Source organism: Bacillus sp. FSL E2-8887 (assembly GCF_038007205.1).
Lineage (GTDB): Bacteria > Bacillota > Bacilli > Bacillales > Bacillaceae_G > Bacillus_A > Bacillus_A mycoides.
Window position 1 is genome coordinate 1,438,282 of sequence record NZ_JBBOWS010000001.1, and the last position, 22,414, is coordinate 1,460,695.

Annotated in this window: 23 protein-coding genes and 1 pseudogene; 14 read left to right on the top strand and 10 right to left on the bottom strand. The window is 34.5% G+C overall.

Annotated features, from left to right (window positions below):
* The first annotated feature begins 83 nt into the window (after positions 1-83).
* Positions 84-455: a hypothetical protein gene (locus NSQ08_RS07255; RefSeq protein WP_000461762.1), complete on the top strand. Its 372-nt coding sequence runs from the start codon at positions 84-86 to the stop codon at positions 453-455.
* A 39-nt stretch (positions 456-494) separates the two neighbouring features.
* On the opposite strand, the pseudogene NSQ08_RS07260 reads toward NSQ08_RS07255, so the two are convergent.
* The 3 genes and pseudogenes from NSQ08_RS07260 to NSQ08_RS07270 all read right to left on the bottom strand — a co-directional run.
* Positions 495-707: pseudogene (locus NSQ08_RS07260) on the bottom strand (alpha/beta hydrolase); the annotation flags it as partial.
* Between the two features lie 19 nt (positions 708-726).
* Complete coding sequence (locus NSQ08_RS07265) at positions 727-1,056, bottom strand: DUF3147 family protein (protein ID WP_340773000.1); 330 nt, start codon at positions 1,054-1,056, stop codon at positions 727-729.
* Positions 1,040-1,450: a MarR family winged helix-turn-helix transcriptional regulator gene (locus tag NSQ08_RS07270; protein ID WP_340773003.1), complete on the bottom strand. Its 411-nt coding sequence runs from the start codon at positions 1,448-1,450 to the stop codon at positions 1,040-1,042. The genes NSQ08_RS07265 and NSQ08_RS07270 overlap by 17 nt, the downstream gene beginning before the upstream one ends.
* A 124-nt stretch (positions 1,451-1,574) precedes the next feature.
* On the opposite strand from NSQ08_RS07270, the gene NSQ08_RS07275 reads away from it, so the two are divergent.
* The gene (locus NSQ08_RS07275; RefSeq protein WP_002012083.1) at positions 1,575-2,402 is read left to right on the top strand and encodes a protein phosphatase 2C domain-containing protein; all 828 of its coding nucleotides are present in this window, start codon (positions 1,575-1,577) and stop codon (positions 2,400-2,402) included.
* A 46-nt stretch (positions 2,403-2,448) separates the two neighbouring features.
* On the opposite strand, the gene asnB is transcribed toward NSQ08_RS07275, so the two are convergent.
* Positions 2,449-4,272 carry an asparagine synthase (glutamine-hydrolyzing) gene (gene asnB / locus NSQ08_RS07280; protein WP_340773007.1) on the bottom strand — a complete coding sequence of 608 codons (1,824 nt, stop codon included), beginning with the start codon at positions 4,270-4,272 and terminating at the stop codon, positions 2,449-2,451.
* Positions 4,273-4,540: 268 nt separating this feature from the next.
* Here asnB and NSQ08_RS07285 point away from each other — a divergent pair, with 268 nt between their 5' ends.
* Together NSQ08_RS07285 and NSQ08_RS07290 are read left to right on the top strand one after the other, a co-directional pair.
* Positions 4,541-5,107 (top strand): sigma-70 family RNA polymerase sigma factor, encoded by a 567-nt coding sequence (locus NSQ08_RS07285; RefSeq protein WP_002193117.1) that lies wholly within the window; start codon positions 4,541-4,543, stop codon positions 5,105-5,107.
* Positions 5,104-6,210 carry a DUF4179 domain-containing protein gene (locus NSQ08_RS07290; RefSeq protein ID WP_340773016.1) on the top strand — a complete coding sequence of 369 codons (1,107 nt, stop codon included), beginning with the start codon at positions 5,104-5,106 and terminating at the stop codon, positions 6,208-6,210. The genes NSQ08_RS07285 and NSQ08_RS07290 overlap by 4 nt, the downstream gene beginning before the upstream one ends.
* Before the next feature lie 40 nt (positions 6,211-6,250).
* Here the strand turns inward: NSQ08_RS07290 and NSQ08_RS07295 are convergent, their stop codons facing one another.
* Positions 6,251-7,324 carry a WD40/YVTN/BNR-like repeat-containing protein gene (locus NSQ08_RS07295; protein WP_340773019.1) on the bottom strand — a complete coding sequence of 358 codons (1,074 nt, stop codon included), beginning with the start codon at positions 7,322-7,324 and terminating at the stop codon, positions 6,251-6,253.
* Positions 7,325-7,592: 268 nt separating this feature from the next.
* On the opposite strand from NSQ08_RS07295, the gene NSQ08_RS07300 reads away from it, so the two are divergent.
* Positions 7,593-8,492, top strand: coding sequence for a cation diffusion facilitator family transporter (locus tag NSQ08_RS07300; RefSeq protein ID WP_340773023.1), 900 nt, complete (start codon positions 7,593-7,595; stop codon positions 8,490-8,492).
* A gap of 193 nt (positions 8,493-8,685) precedes the next feature.
* Positions 8,686-8,856, top strand: coding sequence for a Fur-regulated basic protein FbpA (fbpA, locus tag NSQ08_RS07305; protein ID WP_002012091.1), 171 nt, complete (start codon positions 8,686-8,688; stop codon positions 8,854-8,856).
* Positions 8,857-8,908: 52 nt separating this feature from the next.
* On the opposite strand, the gene NSQ08_RS07310 is transcribed toward fbpA, so the two are convergent.
* Positions 8,909-9,580, bottom strand: a complete 672-nt coding sequence (locus tag NSQ08_RS07310; RefSeq protein ID WP_002030983.1) for a GntR family transcriptional regulator — start codon at positions 9,578-9,580, stop codon at positions 8,909-8,911.
* 16 nt (positions 9,581-9,596) lie between these two features.
* Complete coding sequence (locus NSQ08_RS07315; protein ID WP_016103098.1) at positions 9,597-10,562, bottom strand: DMT family transporter; 966 nt, start codon at positions 10,560-10,562, stop codon at positions 9,597-9,599.
* A 368-nt stretch (positions 10,563-10,930) separates the two neighbouring features.
* Between NSQ08_RS07315 and NSQ08_RS07320 the strand changes: the two genes are divergently transcribed.
* The 3 genes from NSQ08_RS07320 (at position 10,931) to fumC (ending at position 14,903) form a co-directional block, all read left to right on the top strand.
* Positions 10,931-11,590 (top strand): class I SAM-dependent methyltransferase, encoded by a 660-nt coding sequence (locus NSQ08_RS07320; protein ID WP_002030981.1) that lies wholly within the window; start codon positions 10,931-10,933, stop codon positions 11,588-11,590.
* 395 nt (positions 11,591-11,985) lie between these two features.
* A complete protein-coding gene (nhaC, locus tag NSQ08_RS07325) occupies positions 11,986-13,389 on the top strand; it encodes a Na+/H+ antiporter NhaC (RefSeq protein ID WP_002135474.1) in 1,404 nt (467 codons plus the stop codon).
* A gap of 125 nt (positions 13,390-13,514) precedes the next feature.
* Entirely contained in the window at positions 13,515-14,903 is a 1,389-nt protein-coding gene (gene fumC / locus NSQ08_RS07330; protein ID WP_002035171.1) for a class II fumarate hydratase, read from the top strand.
* A 204-nt stretch (positions 14,904-15,107) separates the two neighbouring features.
* On the opposite strand, the gene NSQ08_RS07335 is transcribed toward fumC, so the two are convergent.
* A complete protein-coding gene (locus NSQ08_RS07335) occupies positions 15,108-16,457 on the bottom strand; it encodes an FAD-dependent oxidoreductase (RefSeq protein ID WP_340773038.1) in 1,350 nt (449 codons plus the stop codon).
* Positions 16,458-16,687: 230 nt separating this feature from the next.
* Positions 16,688-17,110, bottom strand: coding sequence for a PH domain-containing protein (locus NSQ08_RS07340; RefSeq protein ID WP_033708974.1), 423 nt, complete (start codon positions 17,108-17,110; stop codon positions 16,688-16,690).
* A 132-nt stretch (positions 17,111-17,242) separates the two neighbouring features.
* On the opposite strand from NSQ08_RS07340, the gene NSQ08_RS07345 reads away from it, so the two are divergent.
* From NSQ08_RS07345 to NSQ08_RS07355, 3 genes are all read left to right on the top strand, one after another.
* Positions 17,243-17,431 carry a hypothetical protein gene (locus NSQ08_RS07345; protein WP_012260704.1) on the top strand — a complete coding sequence of 63 codons (189 nt, stop codon included), beginning with the start codon at positions 17,243-17,245 and terminating at the stop codon, positions 17,429-17,431.
* Positions 17,432-17,774: 343 nt separating this feature from the next.
* A complete protein-coding gene (locus tag NSQ08_RS07350) occupies positions 17,775-18,539 on the top strand; it encodes a DUF2087 domain-containing protein (protein ID WP_002086396.1) in 765 nt (254 codons plus the stop codon).
* Between the two features lie 228 nt (positions 18,540-18,767).
* Positions 18,768-20,177: an MATE family efflux transporter gene (locus NSQ08_RS07355; RefSeq protein ID WP_061688931.1), complete on the top strand. Its 1,410-nt coding sequence runs from the start codon at positions 18,768-18,770 to the stop codon at positions 20,175-20,177.
* Between the two features lie 53 nt (positions 20,178-20,230).
* Here NSQ08_RS07355 and NSQ08_RS07360 read toward each other — a convergent pair whose 3' ends face one another.
* Positions 20,231-20,929, bottom strand: a complete 699-nt coding sequence (locus tag NSQ08_RS07360) for a peptidase E (protein WP_002031081.1) — start codon at positions 20,927-20,929, stop codon at positions 20,231-20,233.
* 543 nt (positions 20,930-21,472) lie between these two features.
* Here NSQ08_RS07360 and NSQ08_RS07365 point away from each other — a divergent pair.
* Positions 21,473-21,871 carry a DUF3942 family protein gene (locus tag NSQ08_RS07365; RefSeq protein WP_002031084.1) on the top strand — a complete coding sequence of 133 codons (399 nt, stop codon included), beginning with the start codon at positions 21,473-21,475 and terminating at the stop codon, positions 21,869-21,871.
* Between the two features lie 125 nt (positions 21,872-21,996).
* Positions 21,997-22,413, top strand: coding sequence for a BlaI/MecI/CopY family transcriptional regulator (locus NSQ08_RS07370; RefSeq protein ID WP_002031086.1), 417 nt, complete (start codon positions 21,997-21,999; stop codon positions 22,411-22,413).
* The last annotated feature ends 1 nt before the right edge of the window (position 22,414 follow it).

Genomic DNA, 22,414 nt, shown 5'->3' on the forward strand with positions numbered 1-22,414 from the left:
ATCAAAAAAAGAGGAAAGGGAGAAGGTATTGTAGAAGTATGACTTTGTAACATAAAAAATATTGGTTAAAGGAGGCTGTTTACATGTTTGAGAAAGAGAAAGAAGGGCTTATTGAAGTTCACAACGTATATGAAATCGCACCAGCAGATGGAGCAATTATAGGTATGGCAACGGAAGAAGAAATGGAGATTGCTGCTGAACTAGAGTTACAGTACTATGCCCATTCTCGTTTATTAGAAGCAAATATTCAGTTAGACGGTTCCTCCTATAAAGAGTTACTTCAGGAGTTCCAGGAGTACGAAAGAAAATCAATGAACTTTTGGAGAGCAATACATAAACGTTTAGCTGTGCCATGGGCATGGGTACTACGTATTGATGTTGCGAACGGTCCTATATATGTAAGCAATGGGAGTTCGTATTATGAAGAAGTCGATGATGAAGAAGACTATGAATAGATAAGTAAGGAAGCAGCTTTAGTTGCTTCCTTTTTTTATTTACAATAAGTGAATGGCTTCAATGATAGCATCTGGACGATCGTTTTCTATCCCGTGACTAGCATGTTCAGCCAAAATGTATTGGCTGTTTATTGAGAGATTTAATTGTTCACGAATAAGTTCTTGCCACATATCTTCAAGTTGTGTAGCTTCTTCTTTTGGCATACCGCCCTCAATCAATTGAGCAATAGAATATTGAGGATCTCTACTGATCTATTAATAGTAATTCCCCCTAAGCTTGAAATGCTTTTTGGCAAGTAAAGACGATACACCAGGCGCATATGCCGAAGAGTATAGATGTACTAAGTGAAAAGGAGTTTTTTAAACCGATATAAACAATAAATAATAGTAGTGCAGATGCAGGAAATCCATATAATACGCCTAAAGCGAATTGACTTAATTCTTGTTTACTCCCACCTTCGAAAGAAATCCAAAATAAACTAAGTAAACTAATAAGAGGAAGGGCTGCGATAAAGCCACCAAGCGTACTAAAATATTTGGCAAATTCGGTTACACCCCCAATAATGAGGGCGGAGACGATGACCTTAACGAGGAAATGCATATTTTGCCTCCTTAGCTAATAACGAAAAGGCTTTTTCTATTAGTTGTTGCTCTTCTTTTGATAATTGTGATTCTAATATTTGTATCTTTTCTTTGTCTAGCAAAGTATGCTTTTCTAATGCTTCAATTCCTTCTGCCGTTAATGTAAGATTCACAACTCGTTCATCTTGTTTATTTCTTTCTTTAATAATAAACCCTTTTTGAATAAGGCGTTTTACATGTTCGGACGCTGTGTTATGAGATAAACCAAGTTCAGAAGCAATTTTTCCAATTGTTATATCTTTCTCTCGAGAAATGATTTGTAAAATACGAATTGCTTGATGAGAAAGATTGTCTTCATATTCATAGCGTAAGTGATAGTATATTGTCTCCCAATGTGGATTAATGTCTTTCATATTATAATTCCCCCTAATTTTTATATCGTATTATAAGATATATTCGCTTGATAAGAATTAAAATCCTGTTATTTTCATAATAAATGTTGAAAAAGTTTATTTTTATTGAAATATAAGGTAATCTATGTGTAAAGGTATACATTTAGCAAGAGAGAGGATGATAGCTGTGAATACATTTAAATGGATTAGTCATGAAAAGATGTATGTAGATCAAATACATGTTGAAAAATGTGGTCCTCTTTCAGTCGGCGTATATGGAGGAAATCAAGAGAGTGATGCATATGAAAGAGGAGATGCAGTGCTAGCTTGGTGGGATCCGAAATTAGAATTTGAATTTGTTATGATTTTTGATACACATCATAAAACGAAAAATATACATTATATAATAGAAGCGATTTCAGAAAGAGAAGAAAAACTAAAAGAGTTATTTTCATACCCAATCCATTTAGCATTTCATCATACACATATGTATTTATTAGCGTTATTTACAGATGAGCTCTTTATCGAGAAATGTGACCAAGATGATGAGGAACTTGCATGTTTAATTTGTTTACGAAAAGGTGAGTTCTTATATTGGCTATCAGTTGGTGATTGCTTCGCGTATTTATTCCATTCAGAGCAAACGAAAAATGGAAAAGGTAGGCTAAATAAGCGTAAGAACTATGAGTATATAGGAAGAAAAAATGTTTTTGCAGCGAATACACCTTGTTTTACATCAGGGGTAAGGGGATTAGAAAAAGGTCAGAATCACATTGTAATGGCAACGGATGGTATTTTAGAGTGTGATAAACTAAAGTTTGATGATGATCAATCTTTAGTAGAAATATTACACGACGGATCTTGTTTACAGATTGAGCCTGTATTAACAAATGTACTTCAGTGGAAAGGTAGAGATTGTGCCACTATTATTGGATGGTCCATCGATACTGAAAATAGACAATGTGCCAATTAATAAATGAAAGAGAGTTCAAGGGTTTTTGTCCTTGAACTCTTTTTTGTTAAGCAATATGAATATGATACGTTTTTAACCATTCATTTACTTGTAGCATATACTCCATAGCACTTCTTGCTTCAAAATTGGTAATCTCTTTGTTACTTTGATCAGCAATTGCAAGTAATATGGAATGGTTAATGAGTGAGAAAACAGGATTGTTTTTATTACTACACATATCAAGTGTTAAATTACGGATTGTTTGTAAGTAGTGTGGATCTTGTGAAGTTGGATAAGCACTTTTTCTTCTATTTCGTACGTCATCAGGTAAAGCTGGTTTCAGTGCCCTACGTAAAATTCCTTTTTCAATATTATCAATACTTTTTATGTTGAAAGGAACGTTCCATAAATATTCAACTAATCTATAATCGCAAAACGGTACACGAACTTCAAATCCTACAGCCATACTCATACGGTCTTTACGGTCGAGTAAGAACGGAAGGAATCGTGTTAAAAATAAATAAAACATTTGACGTTGTTTCGCTTCTTTTTTACTTTCACCTTCAAGAGTAGGTACTTCAAGAGCAGCTTCATCGAATCGTTTATTAATATACTGCTCAGGATTACATTGAGTTGTTACGTCGTTTAATAATAGAGAAGATGTGTTTTTCCAGTTTGTTAACCACGGAAACTTATCTACATATAATAGTTCTTCTTGATGAAACCAAGGATATCCCCCGAATACTTCATCAGCAGATTCTCCAGATAAAGCTACGGTTGCATCTTTTTTCATTTCGCAAAATAGTAAATAAAGTGAAGTTTCCATTTCGCCAGCACTGGGTAAATCTTTCGCGTGAAGGGGAACGAATAAGTGATTTGCTAACTCTTCAGCATTCACAATAATGTCATGATGCGATGTCCCTACATGTTCAGAAACACGTTTTACCCAAGGAGCATCTAGACCAGTTCGAGCAAATGTCAGTTCGAAATCTTTCGCGCTATTTAAAAAATCGATTGAATATGTGTGAAGTGTTTTGTGTTCCTCTCTAAATTCTTTACCTGCCAGTGCAGTAATACCACTAGAATCTAATCCGCCTGATAACATACAAACGAGAGGAACATCAGCAATTAATTGTCTTTTTACTGTATCTTGTAAAATAGATAAAATATGAGAAGATGTGTCTTGGGTAGAGTCTGTATGGATCTTACTTTCTAAATTCCAATACTTTTGAACTACTTTTTTATCACGTGTGAATGTTATAGAATGTCCAGCACGAACTTCTTGAATATGTTTAAAGACGCCACATCCTGGAGTTCGAAATAAGCCTAATCCAAATATTTCATTTATGCCGTCCGCATCAATTTCAGCAGGAACAGATGGATGAGCTAATAATGCTTTTATTTCAGATCCGAAAATAATACTGTCATTTCTTTCTGTATAAAAGAGTGGCTTTACGCCTAAATGATCACGTGCTAAAAACAGTTGTTGCTTCTGATCATCCCATAAGGCGAAAGCGAAAATTCCGTTTAAATGTTGTACGCAGTCTTCTTTCCATTCTAAATAAGCATGTAGTAATACTTCTGTATCTGAATGCGTTTCAAATGCATGACCACATTTTCGAAGCTGTTCTCTCAGTTCACGAAAATTATAAATTTCTCCATTATAAGTAAGAGCATACGTATAATCACCAGCACGAAATGTCTTCGGCTGCGTCCCGCCTTCTGGGTCAATAACAATTAAACGTCGGTGTGCAAAGGCCGCACGAGGAGAAAACCAAAATCCTTCAGCATCAGGACCGCGATGCTGAATACTATTCGCCATCTTTTCTAAAATAACATGTTCATTTGAAAGATCTTTCTTCCAATCTACCCAACCTGTAATTCCACACATACAAATCTCATCTCCTAATTTAAAATTATAAAAATAGATTAATTAAATGAAATGTACACCAGGTTAAAGAGTGTCTGCATAAATAGTGTACTACACTAATTGAATTACAGACTTGAGAAAATTTTCTTCAAGCTTATATTTATATGAGACAATGGCTAAGGAAAAGTATTCCATTACACACAAAAAATAAAAAAGATGAGAGAAAATATTTTTTTAGACGTTATATAGGGTGTAAAAGCTTTTACAAAAAAATAAGGGGAATCGCTACATGAAATCAAATGAGAAAAATTTTATAAAAAGATTACAGCGGCAGAAGGAAGATGCGCTAGAATTTGTTGTCGATACATACTTACCGCTCATAAAAGGAATCACGCACAAAGTTCTTCTTCCAGTTCAAAATGATGGACTCATAGAGGAATGTGTAAACGATATATTTCTTTCCATTTGGAATAACGCAAATAAATTTCATGGAGAGCCGAGTGACTTTAAAAAATGGATAGCGGCGATTGCAAAATTTAAGGCGATTGATTATTACCGGAAAGCGACTAGAAAAGTAGAAATTATTTCAGATGAGTTTCATATTAGTATGGAAAAGTCAGCAGAAGATGAATTAATCGTTATGGAAGATAGGGAAGAGTTATTGAAGCTTATTAATCAATTAGAACCGTTAGATCAAAAAGTATTCATTATGAAATATCTTATCGGTATGAAGACAGAGGAAATAGGTGACAAATTAGGATTAACTCGGGCAGCAATAGATAATCGTGTGTACCGTGGGAAAAAGAAACTACAACAAAATGCTACGAATATTAGTTTTGGAGGTAGTGCAATATGAAAGACATTTATGAACTATTAAATGACATTGATATAGATGAAAAAGAACTTGAGGAAATTGAGGCCTCTGAAATTGAAAAAGAAAAAGTAAAACGTAATGTAAAACAATCGATACGTATGAAGAAAAGGATGAAAAGTTGGAAAAAGGGTGTCGCTGCTGCATCTATTTTAGTAGGGTTATCAGTTGCAACGCTTGGTATTGGGTTCCCTACATATGCCGGGGGATTGCCAATTGTAGGTGACATATTCCGATTTTTAGATAATGGTAGAACAGGGGTACATGAAAATTATAAAGAGTTTTCGACTGAATTGAATATGACGAAAGAGAGTAATGGGGTTAAAGTTACAATTAATGATGCTGTGTTCGATGGTAGAACAATTACAATCACATATTCTATTGAAAGCGAAAAAGATTTAGGAGAGAAACCGTTCCCGTTTGGAAGTCCGCAAGTGATGGGCTTTAATGGTGGAGGAGGTAGTTCGGACGTGACAAAAGTTGGAGAGGGAAAATATGTAGGTATGACTACGATGAGTGGTCATGGTAGTGAAAGGTTAGATGTTGCAAATGTTTGGTGGGATATAGAGGCAATAAATATGTATGAGGAAAAGAAATCTATAAAAGGGAATTGGAATTTTGCCCTTACTGTTAAGGGAATGGATAGTAAAGAAATTAAGCTTCAAGGAATTACTGAAAAAGAAGGAATAAAAGTAAACATAGATAAAATGGAAGTAACCCCGATGTCCTTTATCGTTTTTTACAATCAGGAAGAATCTAAGGCATTACGAAGTATATGGGATAGCGCTGATGTGGAATTAGAAATAAAAGATGATTTAGGAAATAAATATGCAGGTGAAGGAAATGGCGGAACTAGTACAGTAGCAGAGCCACATAAAAGTAGTTGGAGTGCTACATTCCAAAAGTTAAACGAAAATGCAACAAAGCTTATCGTTACACCTCGTGTGCACTTGCGAGTTCATACACCTGAAAATCATGGTGGAGTGGAATATGTGAATGGAAAAGAGAAGAAAATTGAAGTGCCGAAAAAAGAAGAGAAGAGTAAAGATATTGTTCTAGATGATATTGTAATTGATTTAAAGAAATAAAAGAGAGACTGCCTAAAAACATTAGGCAGTCTCTCTTTCGTTAAGAACTAGTAACGAGCAATGCATGCGGATGCTGCGTTTTATACTCATCTTTCCATGTAATGTTTAGTTGTTCCCACGTTTCGCCGCTATCAGTGGATTGAAAGATGCCATTGTTATTTAAAGTGTAAAACGTATGTGGTTCGGCTGGATTTGTAGCAAACATCGAAATGACTGTACCAATTGCAGATGGTAGACCTTGCTGTACTTGCTGGAACGGAGTCTCTTTCGTTTTACGATAAATATAAGATTCATAAGGAATACGGTGATGAGCTAAATCAGCACTCGGTGCGGCAGAAACGAGAATTGTATCGCAATCAGCTGGATCGATAGCCATACTGTATAAATAATGATGCTCAAGTCCGTCACTACATGAGATCCAGCTGTTTCCACTGTTATAACTTTCAAGATATGCGCGATCAGGTCCGCCCATAAATCCGTCACCACATGATGCATAAAGGCGATTTGGGGCTTCAGGGTGCATGAGTAATTGATGAGCATCGATAGGAGCACCGAATTTTTTATCAATCCATGTATGCCCTTTATCATTACTTTGAATAACAGCACCAGCTTCGATTGAAACATGGAGTGTATTTGGATTGTTTGGATCAACTGTAATCCAGCGTACGTGATGGGTAAAAGGTCTAGGTGGAAAAGCCCACGTATAGGAAGATAATAATGATTTCATATTTTTAAGTTCAGTCCACGTTTCACCACTATTTTCTGAACGGAATAAAGCACTCGGTTCTGTGCCGACATAAACGACGCCGTAGCCGTTAACTTGTTCATTTGAGCTTATCGTTATAGAAGTAATAGAAGAGTGTAAAATACCATCCTCTTTAGGGAAATCAAAGTAACGATATGAATCTCCAATTGGTCTCCATGAATCCCCGCCATCGTCACTTAGCCATAAACCTCGTCCAAATGTGCCGCAATATACACGATTTGTTTGGAATGGATCAACCACAATACAGGTAGGTTGCATATTTTGTAAATGATATGTGGTTTCATAGTTACCATATTGTTCTTTTACTACAACAAGTTCACGCTCCATGCAGAGAAATAGTCGTTTCAAGTTTGTAACCCCCTTAAAAATTCTTTCATTAGTAAACAATATGAAAATAAAAAAGAAGTAGTCTTGTTTTTAGTTGAGAAAAAGGACTTGTTTGAAAAGTAGCGAAGTTTGTATACAGAGGAAGCGGGATAAAGTGAAACTTTAATCAGTGGGGTATTGTTCATCTTCTACGGATTAGTAGCATTCACTATCGGGCGTTAATGGGGGATAAAGATAGGGAATGTGTTTCATACTAACATACAGATATTGCACTTAAAGGAGTATTTGTATGGGACACTCACATGATCACGGTCATTCAAAAAATAAAAAAGTGTTATTAATTGCCTTCTTATTAACAACAAGCTTTATGATTGCTGAAGTTATTGGCGGATTTGTGACAAATAGCTTAGCACTATTGTCTGACGCAGGGCATATGTTAAGTGATGCAGTATCCTTAGCTTTAAGTTTACTTGCGTTCAAGCTTGGGGAAAAAACGGCAACGGCCGCGAAAACATATGGGTATAAGCGAGTCGAAATGTTAGCGGCATTATGTAATGGTGTCGTTCTTATTGTCATTTCAGTATATATTTTTATTGAAGCAATTCGTCGTTTTAAGGAACCAGTTGAAATCGCTAGTAATGGAATGCTCATTATTGCTGTACTTGGTCTGCTTATTAATATTGTATCAGCTTGGATATTAATGAGAGGCGGAGATGTGAAAGGTAATTTAAATTTAAGAAGTGCGTTCTTACATGTACTAGGCGATTTATTAGGTTCAGTTGGAGCGATTATTGCTGCGTTACTTATTAAATTTTTTGGATGGACTGCTGCAGATGCGGTTGCTAGTATTCTTGTGTCTATTTTAGTCATTATAAGTGGATGGCGTGTAACACGTGATACAGTTCATATATTAATGGAAGGTGCACCGCAGCACATAGATGCTGAAGAGGTGAAAAATACATTATTAAATATTACTATTATAAAAGAAGTTCATGATTTACATATATGGTCTGTAACATCAGATTTTCAAGTATTAACTTGCCATCTTATTATCGAAGGTAATGAAACGCAAAGCGTATTGAAAGAAGCAACGGATGTATTAAAGGGGAAATTTCATGTAGAACATGTCACCATTCAAGTTGAAATAGAAGGTGAATTTAACCATAATGAGACAACTTGCAAAGTATGAAAGAAAAAGGGTATGAAAAAGTGTCATAACATTTTTCGCGTGGCATACATATATATAATGTGGCCACAAATACTTTGTAAGGTAAATATTTCATAAGATTACTTTACTTATTAAGAATCATCTTTTATAATCAAAAGTGGTAATTGATAAAGATTATCATTTTCAATGATCGTAGAAAGGAGTTTTTTAAAAGATGAGTAGTCAACTCCGTTTTGCTGTTGAAAATCGTAAGAGACATTTAATTGATGAGTTAATTGGAGCAGGGGTGTTTAAGATTCGCGACCGACAGTTATACGAGCTGTCTTTAGAGGAATTGGAAAAAGAGTACGAGCATATTGAAGATTACGCAAATATTCAGGCATAGCATATAGATTATTAAAGAAGGAGCTGGTTACACTTTTGTGTAACCAGCTTTATTATTTCATAGAAATTATTTTTTGTATTTCTTTCATTGGACGGAGCCAGTTTTGAGACATCATTTGTTCCATTCGTTTTTCATCCTGTTTTTGTAGTGCTTGAATTATAGAGTGATGTTCTTTAATAGATTGACTTGCAGGCACGAAGTTTTGGAAAAATAAATATTCAAGGCGTAAAATGTGAAGTTGCATATTTTCTAGAAAAGGTTCAATATATCGGTTTTTAGCAATAGAAGTAATTGTATTGTGAAATCGTATATCTAGTTCTAAAGCTTTTTTTGAATCTTTTTCATGTATAGATTGTTGAAAAGCATCATTTATCTCGGAAAGTAGTTTAATATCAGCGTCTGTAACTTTTTGAAGTGCTTGCTTTCCTATAATTGAGTGAAGACCAGCTATCGTCTCATAAATGATAGATACGTCGTCTAACTTAATAGGCGCGATTTTCGTTTTTTGCCCAGGTACCATTTCAACTAATCCAGAAAGCTCTAAAATTTGTAAAGCTTCTCTAACAGGTGTTCTGCTTACTCCTAGTGCTTCTGCCAATTCCCCATCATTTATTTTTTCATCAGGTCGTAAAACACCTTCTATAATCCAATCTTGCAGTTGATTTAAAACGAGTGACTTTGCTGAAACTCTTCCTGGTTTTTTATAATTTTGAGGGACAGGCATAGTGAATTCAATCCTTTCATTGTATATATTTCTTTTTCGTATTAACAAGCTTTAATTTTGGTTTTCCTTTATCCGGTTTTTGGCTTAATATGAGCACCATTACAATTACACAAAAAGCACCTAATAACTGAAAAGATTGAAACGGTACGTGCAAAATAAGCACAGAAGAAATAATAGCTGCGAGTGGTTCTGTACAGCCAAATAATGTTGTTTCTTTAGGCGTAAGGTATCTTATGCTATCTAAGTATAAATAAAATGCGATGAGTGTCCCGAAAATGACGACAAATGTAATGAGCGGGAGGGTACTTAGTTTTACATATTTCATAGTTGATAATAAAATGAATTCGTTTGTGGAAATAAAGTGTAAAATCGTTACGCCAATCCCCCCAATGATCATCCCCCATCCAACGATAACGGATGAAGACCACTTTTCTAACAATTCTTTTGAATACAAACTATAAAATGCAAGAGATAGTCCAGATAAAACGCCCCAAATGATAGCAGGTGTAGATACAGCTAAGTTATGAACAGAACCGTTTGTTAATAGGAGAAAAGTCCCTACTAATGAGAGGGTAATTGAAATATAATCAATTTTTGATGGACGAACGCTCCATTTGAAAAGTAAGTATACAGTGATAAATATAGGGGCTAAATATTGTAACAAAGTTGCAACAGCAGCGTTTCCTTCTTTAATAGAAGCGAAGTACGTGTACTGTACAGCAAGCATGCCTAAAAGACCGAACAAAATTATCTTATTTGCATCAGACTTTTGTTTCCAAATTCCAAATATTTCTTTTTTATTCGCTCCGAATGATGACATAATGAGCAAAATAGCACCGGATATAAGCAAACGGATTGTAACTAACCATTCAGTAGAAACGTTTTCATACTGAAAAAGTTGTTGCGCAGCTGTTCCGGATAAGCCCCATAAACAAGCACCGATTACAACCATAATAATTCCTTTTAAACGATTTGAATCCATAAAATATATAAGTCCTCCTTTTTAAAAAAATATATTGAATACAATATGCAATATATCACAGAATGGAATATCAATAAACTGAAATTTCTAATTTAAAATAAAATTGTTTATCCCGCATTAACGGGCAGTAAGACTCCCACCTTGAAATTCGGCGAATGCGAGGAAGTTAGGTGGGAGTCGTGCTGCTCGTAAAAGTCCAATTGGTGAGGCTAATAATCAGTGGAGGATGGAAAAACCCCCACTGATTAAATTTTCATTTTATTAAGAACGATCATCTTTTTATGAAATATAATCATAATCGCGACGCCAAAAAAATAAAGATAAGAGTAATTTGGTTTGTTAAAAATATGTGTATAAGGAGATACGTGATGAACTGGGTTACTCATAAACCATCGTTTGAATTTGAAAATTTTAGTCCTATTATTCGGTCACAATCTGCGTGGAGTGGGCATTTAGATTTCGCATATGATTTAGTAAGATTTGAAGAACCAGCAACTTTAGTTGAGTTAGGTACGCATTTAGGTGCTTCATTTTTTAGTTTTTGCCAGGGGGTAAAAGATGGTGGGTTAGCCACAAAATGTTTTGCTGTAGATACTTGGGCTGGAGATGGGCATACAGGTCCATATGGAGAAGGGGTTTTTCAAATCGTAGAAAAAGTGGTGAGGGATAACTACCTGAATATAGGGAATTTAATTCGGTCTACTTTTGATGATGCTCTGGATGAGTTTCAAGATGAAACGATAAATCTTTTGCATATTGATGGCTATCATACGTATGAAGCTGTTTCTCATGATTATAAAACATGGTTACCTAAAGTTGCGAAAAACGGTATTGTATTATTTCATGATATTGAAGTTAAAAACGGTGATTTCGGTGTGTATAAGTTTTGGGATGAGGTCAAGGTGAAATACCCTCATTTTCAGTTTGGGCATTCATATGGACTCGGAGTTTTATTTCCGAAAGGTTGTAGCGATAAGTTTTCGGAAATACTTAAAAATAAAGAAGAGATACAAAATATGTATAAATAAAAGAGGGGCATGCATCGATTAAATGATGTATGCTCTTTTTTTATGTGGAAATATATTATTACATATGAGATGAAAACGGTAGTAAAAAGTTTTGTTGAGGCAAATATTAAAAAGGTTATTATGGGTTAATAATTAGTGGGGATGGATAAAACCCTCATTGATTAAAGTTTTATTTCATTAGGTGTTTTTATCTAAATAAATAAAAATACAACATTTTTTATATTTTTCATTGCGAAAAGCGCAATCTACTTTTACAATAGAAAGGGTTGTGAATATATTATACTGGAAAAATAAATCGAAATAATATGAAAATTTTGTTTTGTCTTCGCTAATTGTATACTACATACACGTAAGACTACATACATCATGTTATCGACTTGTAAGGAGAGAAAAAAATGAAAAGTGTAAGATTACCATCGATGCTAGAAATTATTATTCTTTTATGCCTATTTCTTGCTGTCGTCTTTTCCTTCCAAACGATTTTTGATCTCCCAATTCAATTAGCGCTATTTATTTCATGGTTTTTAGTTATTGCGCTTGGATTAAGATTAGGATTTCGTTATCAAGAATTGCAAGATGCAATTACGAAAGGGATTTCTAATGGATTAGAAGCAATTCTTATTTTAGTTGCAGTTGGGGCTTTAATTGGAACGTGGATTGCTGGTGGGGTTGTACCTACATTAATTTATTATGGATTAGAATTCATTCACCCTAGCATATTCTTATTGGCAACTTTAATTATTTGTTCAATCACTTCTATCGCGACAGGAACATCATGGGGAACAGTTGGAACTGCAGGTATTGCTATGATGGCGATAGGTGAAGGGCTTGGATTACCACTTCCGCTTGTTGCGGGTGCAGTCCTTTCAGGAGCTTATTTCGGAGACAAATTATCACCACTTTCTGATAGCACAGTTCTTGCAGCTTCTATGGCGAAAGTAGATGTTATTGCTCACGTTCGAGCTATGCTCGTATTAGACGTTCCAGCTTATATTATTACCAGCATTATGTTTACTGTTGCTGGATGGATGTATGGCGGGGATAATGTAGATTTAAATAGAGTTGAGTTTTTAAAAGAATCTTTATTAAAGCACTTTGATATTAAAATATGGATGCTTGTTCCAGCGGTAATTGTTATTGTGCTATTGGCGATGAAGAAACCATCTATGCCAACAATTGCTATGGGAGCTTTAATTGGTGCAATTTGGGCAACACTTTTCCAAGGAATGAACTTTGGAGAGGCAATTGGAACAGCATATAACGGATTCTCAATTCAATCTGGTGTCGAGTTTGTCGATAAGTTATTAAACCGTGGTGGAATTAATGGTATGCTTGGTTCAGTAGCTGTTATTATTTTCGGATTAGGTTTTGGTGGATTACTTGAAAAGTTAGGTGTTCTAAAGGTAATCGTATCGAAATTTGAGAAGAAATTAAATTCTGCAGGTAATGTAACATTGTCTACATTAATCGTTGCGTTTTTAGCTAACATATTTGGTTGTGCGATGTACGTATCACTTATTTTAACACCAAAAATTATGGAAGAAAGCTATGATAAATTAAAAATAGATCGCCGCGTATTAGCACGTAACTCAGAAGTAGGTGGAACTTTGACTTCTGGTATGGTTCCATGGTCTGATAATGGTATTTTTATGGCTGGTATTTTAGGTGTATCAACATTATCATACGTTCCATTTATGTGGCTAAGCTTCGTATCACTCATTTTAGCAGTTATTTATGGATATACAGGCAAGTTCATTTGGTATGTAGATGATGCGGATAAAGGAAAGCAAGCATCATAAAAAATTACCTTCTGCGGTGGCGGAAGGTAATTTTTTTTATATGTATCAATGAGAATTCTTATCATTTGATGGAAAGTCTGTTAAAATAAAAGATGTAGGTATTTTATTTTCAAGGGGATGAAAAAATGGAGTACAGAATTGAAAGAGATACATTAGGAGAAATGAAAGTTCCAGCTGATAAATTATGGGCAGCACAAACGCAGCGTAGTAAGGAAAATTTCCCGATTGGAACAGAGCATATGCCGCTTGAAATTGTAAAAGCATTTGCGATTTTAAAGAAGAGTGCAGCGCTTAGTAATCAAAAATTAGGAAAGCTATCAGAAGAGAAGACGCAAGCAATTGTGGAAGCTGCTGATGAAGTTATCGCAGAAAAATGGAATGAACATTTTCCACTTGTCGTATGGCAAACGGGTAGTGGTACACAATCGAATATGAATGTAAATGAAGTAATTGCAAACCGCGGTAATCAAATTTTGAAAGAAAAGGGATCTGACGTACATATTCATCCGAATGATGACGTGAACATGTCTCAAAGTTCCAATGATACGTTCCCAACAGCACTTCATGTAGCGTGTGTAATTGCGGTAGAAAATCATGTATTGCCAGCTATTACGAAATTAAAAGAAACATTAGCAGAAAAAGTAACTGCATTTGAACATATTATTAAAATCGGTCGTACGCATTTACAAGATGCAACACCTTTAACGTTAGGACAAGAAATTAGCGGATGGCACCGTATGCTTGAAAAAACAGAGCGTATGATTGCAGATAGCAATACATATATGAAAGAATTAGCAATTGGTGGTACTGCGGTTGGAACTGGAATTAATGCGCACCCTAAATTTGGTGAGATGGTAGCGGAAGAAATTAGTCTGTTTACAGGTAAACAATTTGTTTCTGCACCAAATAAATTCCATGCGTTAACGAGCCATGATGAAGTTGTATTTGCACATGGAGCATTAAAAGCATTAGCTGCTGATTTAATGAAGATAGCTAACGATGTGCGCTGGCTTGCAAGTGGTCCACGAAGTGGTCTTGGGGAAATTATTATCCCTGCAAATGAACCAGGAAGCTCTATTATGCCAGGTAAAGTAAATCCAACGCAAAGTGAAGCATTAACAATGGTTGTAGCACAAGTTATGGGGAATGACACAACAATCGGATTTGCTGCGAGCCAAGGTAATTTTGAGCTAAACGTATTCAAACCAGTTATTGCTTACAACTTCCTGCAATCTGCTCACTTATTAGCTGATGCAACTGTTTCGTTTAATGATAAATGTGCAGTTGGTATTGAAGCAGATGAAGAAGTAATTAATGAAAATGTAAATCGTTCATTAATGCTTGTAACAGCGCTAAACCCACATATCGGGTATGAAAATGCCGCGAAAATTGCGAAGCATGCCCATAAAGAAGGGTTAACTTTAAAAGAAGCAGCATTGCAATCTGGACTACTAACAGAAGAGCAATTTGATGAGATTGTAGATCCGAAAAAAATGATTGCTCCGAAAGAATAATAGAAGAGGCCAAGATTCTTAATTTAGAATCTTGGCTTTTTTATCCCGCTATTTGCCGGGCAGCAGGGCTCCTACCTCAAAATTCGGCTGCAGCAAAGAAGTTAGGTGGGAGCCCTGCTGCCCATAAACGCCCGATTGGTGAAGGCTAATAATCAGTGGGGGATGAACAAAACCCCACTGATTAAAGTTTCACTTTATCGCATATTAATTTTTAATTCCTTGCGGAAAAGTAAATACACATAAAGGGTCATATTTTTTACTGATTTTTCTTAATTTGTTCGCATGTGTCCCGTAATAAGCGTTCATATAATCTTTCAAATCGCTGTATGGGAAATTGATGAATGAGCCTTCTGTTATAGATTCTATATAGTCAAATCGGCTTTCTAACCATTGGGAATTATCCTTTTTAACAATCGGATCTTCCCATATAGTTTGGATTCCTAGAATATAATGTGCATCGCGGTAATAAAAAGCGCTCGCATCTTTACCTACATCTTGAATTTTTCCTCCAAGGGGATAGAGACTTATAGCTGCAAAAATACTGCCGGAAGCTCTATCTTTAATAAGACTAATAATTGTTTCGATTTCTTCCTCGTTATATTGTTTATGAACGAACCGGCCTGTAGATTTAAATTGTTCAGACGAGGGATATGAAGATTCTACAATGGCCATTGCTTCAAGAAAACTGATATATTGTAAATTCATCTTCACCCCGTTTATATTGAGTAAATCTTGTAGAATGAACGCTGCATCTTCTGGGGTACCGTAATATAAACCTCGTCCATATATTGCAAGTCCTTCCACAGCAGAGTTGTATATGCTCGCACCGATTGTCATCTTACTATTTAAATTTACTAGCCAGCTTTGCCATGTGTGAAGAAATTCCTTTTGGATGTCTACTGAAGCGTTAGGCCAATATAGTTCAACGAAAGTAAATTTATCAACTATTGGAGGAAGCTTAAAAGTTAGCGAAACAACGATGCCAAAATTTCCGCCACCTGCCCCGCGACAAGCCCAAAATAAGTCTTTATGGCAAGTTTCATTAGCTGTAATTACTTTACCTTTATAGTCAATTAATTCTAACTCTATTAAATTGTCACAACCAAGGCCGAAATACCTACTAGAATAGTCCCAACCTCCACCTAAAGTGTATCCACTTACTCCAACAGTTGGACAAGTTCCTCCTGGAAATGGATAACCTTTTGAAGAGATAAAGTCATAGACTTGTTTATTTTGAGCACCACCTTGAATGACTAATGTATTTTTATGTTCATTAAGCTGCATACAGTTCATTTTACTTATATCAATTACGAGGACATTGTTTCCGACAGAATATCCTTCGTAATGGTGTCCACCAGAACGAATGCGAATAGCGATTTCATTTTTTCTCGCCCAAATAATCGCATTACTAACATCCCATTTCGTAAAACAATAAATGATAGCTAAAGGAAACTTTTGAATAGCCCGATTCCATTCTTGTCTAGCTTCTTCGTACTCACAATCATATCTTGTAATAATTTCACCTGTTAATCCTTCATAACTTAACTCATACATAATAAGCACCTTTCATTCATTTTGTGTAGTAGTTTGTTTTTCTAGAAATAGTGTATGTTCGTATCGTTTGTTTGTGATGAAGGCGTAGTATCTTTATGTAATAAAAAACAGACTAACTATTGGGGAGTTAGCCTGAGGGGAGAATAAATATGTACACAGCGGTTTTACTTGGGGAGGATATTCAATTCTTATATAGTTATCCTAATAGCATTGAACTGTCTCAAACAAAATTATTCATTTGAGGTACTATTGATTATTTTCACATTTGGCCAGTTTTCTTTTAAGAGTGAAATGAATTTCTCCTCTTCTTGTGGTACGAAAGATGTTACTGAGTCGAATAAATTATAATGAATTTCTATTTGTTGTCTTGTCCAATTTTCTGAACGAAGCTTTTTACCAGAGTATTTAATGTGGCGTATATTTTCAAATGGAATTTCAGTACGGAGTATGAAACCATGTTTAACAATAAGGGCGGATTCCGTTATTTTGTAATGAGAAAAATAGAAAGAAGAGAGATTCACGATATTTAAGAGCATCATGAGAGTGAAAAAAATAGAATTCTCATTTTGAAAGAATAGAGAAATGAAAAAAACGACTAAAAACAATGAGATTAAAATGATATGAAATGGATTTTTTTTCGCTTTAAATTTCAAGTAAATCACCTCGGTATACCAGTCATTAAAATAATTAAATCACAATATTGTAATGAAACGTAAAAATATGCAACATTACATATTCTTACGTTTCATTATTCGTGTAAACTTTTTTTGATGAGGTAAATTTGAATGGAGTTTTCAAAAGTGGAGTTGCATAAAATGATTTGCAGAAAAAGTATTAAAGTAATAGTCATAATTAGTTGTATGATGATTAGTGGTTGTTCAAATAGATTCGTTGAGGATGGAAATCGAAAACATGTATTTGTAAAAGCAAGTAAAGTTTTAGTAGAGGTTGTTTATAAAATATATAAAAGGTAAAAGGTGTTTTCGTATATGGAAACACCTTTTTTGTAGTTAAAATTGAATGCTGAAGTTTTGGAATGTGTGAATGCCGGTTCCATGTTGAATTAGGTTTGTAGCACTTAAATATTGAACAGCATATTTCACATCTTAATAATAAGTGGTTTCTAAAAACATATTCGCTGTTTGTTGGGATAAGTCCTTTTTATAACGTATAAATAGATATTTTTATAAAAGTTTGTAAAATGGGTAAACGAAATATTGAATTGTTTGCTTTTTGTATGGTAAGATGATGGAGTGGTAATAAACGTTATCGTAATTTGTTTATGGTTTTAATAAACCTTTTGGAGGAATGTTTAGTATGAGTGATATTTCAGAGAAGTTTTGGGATGCGTCGATAGAGGAATTGAAGAAAGGGTATGTATTTGACGAGGAAGCAGAGGAGTATGTTTGTTTAGCTTGTGGAGAAACGTTTATTAAAGGGGTTATTTATCAAGAAAATCAAGTTTTGTATGAAGCAGAGAAGTTTGTACAGTTGCATATTCAAAATGAGCATACATCTATGTTTGAATATTTATTAAATCTTGATAAAAAGTTTACAGGCTTAACTGATTTGCAAAAGAAAATGGTTCAGTTTTTCCATATGGGACTTAACGATAAAGAGATTGTAAAAGAAATGGATGGCGGGAGCACATCGACGATTCGCAATCATCGATTTACATTGCGCGAGAAAATGAAGCAAGCGAAAGTATTTTTAGCGTTAATGGAATTGTCAGAAGAAAAATCAAAAGTTCAAACTAAATTTGTACCGATTCATAGAACAGCTACGATGGTGGATGATCGATACAATATTACAGAGGAAGAAAATGCTGAAGTTTTAACAGCGCATTTTACAGAAGGTTTGGATGGACCGCTTTCTAAATTTCCGAAAAAGCAAAAGCGGAAATTAATTATATTACGTCATTTAGTGAAGAAATTCGATAGTAATAAAAAGTATACTGAAAAAGAAGTAAATACAGTTTTAGAAAATATATATCCGGATTTTGTAACTTTGAGAAGATATTTAATCGAATATGGTTTTTTAGATAGAACAGCTGATGGAAGCCAATATTGGGTGAAGTTATAAGAATGAAGAGAAGAAAATGAATAGATGCACATAATAAAAACAACTATACAAAGAGATTGAGGATTACAGATACGAAAAATATGTTAAAGTTCTATGATGAATTTGAAAATAGTGAGTAGAAGAAGCAATTACTTTGACGAGCAAACAGTATAGAAATGGTTGGAGTAATTACAATTATTTGAGCACGGATTTAACCGTGCAGATTTTAAATAAAAGGAGAAATGAAATTTGAAACCACCTACAGATAACGATAAAGAAGGTGTAGAGTCACAGAAGTCAGAAACGGAACATAAGCCGATATGGAAATCGATGTCCATGTTTTTAGTGCCGTTACTTTTAAGTAATGTATTACAGTCAGTTGGACAGTTATTTGGAATGGTAGTAGTAGGAAGATGGCTTGGCGTAAATGATCTAGCAGCTATATCGGCATTTTTCCCGTTATTTTTCTTACTAGTTTCATTTGTAATTGGAATTGGTTCTGGTAGTTCAATTTTAATTGGTCAGGCATTTGGTGCTAAAAATGAGGAGCGCTTAAAAGCTATCGTTGGTACGACGCTTACGTTTACTTTTATTATCGGAGTCGTGTTGGCGATAATAGGTAGTATTTTTGCGATGGATATTATGCGTCTTATGGGAACGCCAGAAAATATTATTGAAATAAGTGTGCATTACGCAAGAATTTTATTTATATCTATGCCAGTGTTATTCTTATATTTTGCATATACAACATTTATGAGAGGTACAGGAGATTCAAAAACGCCATTTTACTTTTTAATCGTAAGTACAGCGCTAAATATGATTTTATTACCAATTCTTATTTTTGGCTGGTTAGGAGCTCCGAAATTAGATGTTTACGGAGCAGCCTATGCTTCAGTTATATCTACAGTTATTACGTTTATTGTCATGCTAGTGTATTTAAAGAAGAAAAATCATCCACTACAATTAGACGGGACAGTAAGAAAATATCTTCGTATGGACTGGGAGTTATTAAAATTATTGTTACGCCTCGGTATTCCAGCGAGTATTAATATGATATTAGTTTCATTATCAGAGATCGCGGTAATCGCATTTGTAAATCGGTACGGTTCAGATGCAACAGCGGCGTATGGCGTTGTGAACCAAGTTGCAAGTTATGTACAAATGCCAGCGGTTAGCCTCGGCATTACGGTATCAATTTTTGCAGCGCAATCAATTGGTGCGAACCAATTTGATCGATTACAGAAAGTTGTTAAGGCCGGAATTATTATGAATTATATCATTGGTGGTGTATTAATATCTCTTATTTACTTGTTCTCAAGAGATATTTTAGCACTATTTTTAACAAGTCAAAATACAATTGACATTGCTCATAGTCTAATCATGATTACATTATGGAGCTACTTAATTTTCGGTCATGCACAAATTATTAGTGCGACAATGCGAGCAAGTGGTACTGTATTATGGCCAACTGTAATCAGTGTTGTATCAATTTGGCTTGTTGAAGTACCTGTGGCGTATTATCTTTCTTACCATACGAGCCTTGGAATAGAAGGGATATGGATTGGGTATCCAGCTGCATTCATCGTCAGCTTAATATTACAGTATGCATATTATAAGCTTTCATGGCAGAAGAAACGAATTACACGATTAGTGAGTTAAAAGATGAAAATGTCCCTAAGTCATTATACTTAGGGACATTTTTTTATGAATGCTTATAAATAACTTTTTAAAGTTATGTCAAAATGTTGTCTAATGAGTTCTCCATTATTCATATAAAACTCCCAAGCTGTATCTGGCTCACCGATAATTTCAAATGAACCTTCTGTAATATATAAAGCGCAATTATCTTCTAATGCAATACCTTCTATATTACCTTGGTGTGTTTGTAAAAACGTATGGAAGGCATTCATTCTATTTAATTGATTGTAATGGGGGCAAAATCTTTTGTTAACAATACCCCAGCCACTACTTTCTATATAACCGGAACCTTCATAATCTGAACGAATGCTAGATGTGAACCAGCACATAGCACCGGCACTATATCCTGCAATAAGTGTTCCACGTTTTAAAGCAAATAGTAACTTTTCATCTAGTTTATGTTCTTTCCATTGTTCAAGCATGTGAACGTAATTTCCACCGCCAAGGTAAATTAAATCGGCAGAATGAATCATCTCATCTATTTCATATTTAGTAGGTGTTTCGGTTGAAATGCGTAAAATTTGAACCTCACAATGTAATTGCTTTTCAAATGTTGCTAAAAATAACTTTATATATCCTTCATCATCACGACTAGCTGTAGGAATGAATAATACTTTTGGGTATTGTTTATTCGTTAATTCTATAAGTCGTTCATTAATATGCAAGTGATTTGGATCTTGTAAATCACCGCCACCAATGACAGCTAATTTCATAGTAAAGCACCACCTAATAATATTTGTTATGTAAAAATTCGATAGTGGGGAGTTACATTCCTTCTGTGATTTAATGAATAAGGGGAAATAAAGTGAACAATATATTGAAATAGCATAAGGAGTCGATAGCTGTGGATAGAAAGGAATTAGAAGCAGTTTATCCCGCTATTTGCGGGCAGTAAACTCCCGCCTCAAAATTCGATTGGAGCAAAGCAGTTAGGTGGGAGCCCTGCTGCCCGTAAACGCCCGATTGGTGTGGGCTAATAATCAATGGGGGATGAACAAAATCCCCATTGATTAAAGTTTCACTTTATTGATATATAATACTGGAAAATATTGTTTCAAAATATGGGGACAATATGTTTAAATGAATATAACGACGTACTAATGAATGTTGAAAGAGTATTTATATTTAAAAAGTACAGGGAATACCAAAAGTTTTACAAAAGTGTTTTTTACTTTTTATAGGAACTTATTTTATAATATAGTTAAATTATATTAATATATTTATTAGCGTAGACTAAAAAGAGGGAGCGTGAAAGAGTGGATTTTCGATTTGAGTTCGCAGCGAAGGTGAAAGAATATTTAGATGATGAAAAAGATGAAAAAATAATAAAAGATGGACACAGAGATATAATTTATAAATATTTATATCCGTTAGAGAGTGAAATTGGAATTTTTAAAAACCCTAACTTTACTTTTTTTGCATCAGGAAGACGTTCACATATAGTATTAGAAAATATTGAATTTAAAACAGAAGTAAACGTAGAAAGTAATATAATTGAAATTACAAAAATAGTGGATAATGTGGTGATTCCATTAGATACTATCGTAGCTAAAGATCGGGAATTATTTGCACTTGGGCGTAATGAGAAATTTAGTGTGCAAATATTAGAATATTATCTCTATGATACATTTGGAGAGAAGTTAGGTTTACAATGAATCGAACGTGGTACAGATAACTAATTAGTGGAGATTAGGATTCATTTAAGTATCAGTTAATATCATTTATGTTTGACCTTCTATATATTTTATACTACAATCTGTAGTGTGAAAGGGGCCATACGATGTTTACTCAAAACTACAAGTTAAATGAGCAAGGGTTAAATCACTTTTTCGGACCGCTTGAAGCGAAAATAATGGAAATTGTTTGGGCTACTGAGGGTATTACCATTAAAGATGTGCAACAGAGATTAAGTGAAGAATCCCCGGTGAATTTTAATACTGTAATGACAGTTATGAACAGATTAGTAGAGAAAGCACATTTAGAAAAGCATATTGTGAAAAGAAGTGGTATGTATCGTACTACACAAACGAAGGAAGAATTTTTATCTAATCAAACGAAGAAAATGACACAGGAATTAATGGGTGAATTTGGAGATCTTGTTGTGAACCATATGATAGATGAGTTAGAACAAGCTGATCCATCTTTAATAAAAAAATTAGAAGAGAAATTAAGTCGGCTAAAAAAAGAGGACCGATAAA

What these genes read in the sequence shown, in the direction of transcription:
- NSQ08_RS07285 (WP_002193117.1), top strand. Translation starts at nt 4,541, where the DNA reads ATGAAATCAAATGAGAAAAATTTTATAAAAAGATTACAGCGGCAGAAG.
- NSQ08_RS07335 (WP_340773038.1), bottom strand. Translation starts at nt 16,457, where the DNA reads ATGTATGAGTTAAGTTATGAAGGATTAACAGGTGAAATTATTACAAGA.
- NSQ08_RS07290 (WP_340773016.1), top strand. Translation starts at nt 5,104, where the DNA reads ATGAAAGACATTTATGAACTATTAAATGACATTGATATAGATGAAAAA.
- NSQ08_RS07320 (WP_002030981.1), top strand. Translation starts at nt 10,931, where the DNA reads ATGAACTGGGTTACTCATAAACCATCGTTTGAATTTGAAAATTTTAGT.
- NSQ08_RS07370 (WP_002031086.1), top strand. Translation starts at nt 21,997, where the DNA reads ATGTTTACTCAAAACTACAAGTTAAATGAGCAAGGGTTAAATCACTTT.
- NSQ08_RS07350 (WP_002086396.1), top strand. Translation starts at nt 17,775, where the DNA reads ATGAGTGATATTTCAGAGAAGTTTTGGGATGCGTCGATAGAGGAATTG.
- NSQ08_RS07360 (WP_002031081.1), bottom strand. Translation starts at nt 20,929, where the DNA reads ATGAAATTAGCTGTCATTGGTGGCGGTGATTTACAAGATCCAAATCAC.
- NSQ08_RS07310 (WP_002030983.1), bottom strand. Translation starts at nt 9,580, where the DNA reads ATGCCTGTCCCTCAAAATTATAAAAAACCAGGAAGAGTTTCAGCAAAG.
- fumC (WP_002035171.1), top strand. Translation starts at nt 13,515, where the DNA reads ATGGAGTACAGAATTGAAAGAGATACATTAGGAGAAATGAAAGTTCCA.
- asnB (WP_340773007.1), bottom strand. Translation starts at nt 4,272, where the DNA reads ATGTGTGGAATTACAGGTTGGGTAGATTGGAAGAAAGATCTTTCAAAT.
- NSQ08_RS07315 (WP_016103098.1), bottom strand. Translation starts at nt 10,562, where the DNA reads ATGGATTCAAATCGTTTAAAAGGAATTATTATGGTTGTAATCGGTGCT.
- NSQ08_RS07255 (WP_000461762.1), top strand. Translation starts at nt 84, where the DNA reads ATGTTTGAGAAAGAGAAAGAAGGGCTTATTGAAGTTCACAACGTATAT.
- fbpA (WP_002012091.1), top strand. Translation starts at nt 8,686, where the DNA reads ATGAGTAGTCAACTCCGTTTTGCTGTTGAAAATCGTAAGAGACATTTA.
- NSQ08_RS07345 (WP_012260704.1), top strand. Translation starts at nt 17,243, where the DNA reads ATGGAGTTTTCAAAAGTGGAGTTGCATAAAATGATTTGCAGAAAAAGT.
- NSQ08_RS07265 (WP_340773000.1), bottom strand. Translation starts at nt 1,056, where the DNA reads ATGCATTTCCTCGTTAAGGTCATCGTCTCCGCCCTCATTATTGGGGGT.
- NSQ08_RS07300 (WP_340773023.1), top strand. Translation starts at nt 7,593, where the DNA reads ATGGGACACTCACATGATCACGGTCATTCAAAAAATAAAAAAGTGTTA.
- NSQ08_RS07275 (WP_002012083.1), top strand. Translation starts at nt 1,575, where the DNA reads ATGTGTAAAGGTATACATTTAGCAAGAGAGAGGATGATAGCTGTGAAT.
- nhaC (WP_002135474.1), top strand. Translation starts at nt 11,986, where the DNA reads ATGAAAAGTGTAAGATTACCATCGATGCTAGAAATTATTATTCTTTTA.
- NSQ08_RS07270 (WP_340773003.1), bottom strand. Translation starts at nt 1,450, where the DNA reads ATGAAAGACATTAATCCACATTGGGAGACAATATACTATCACTTACGC.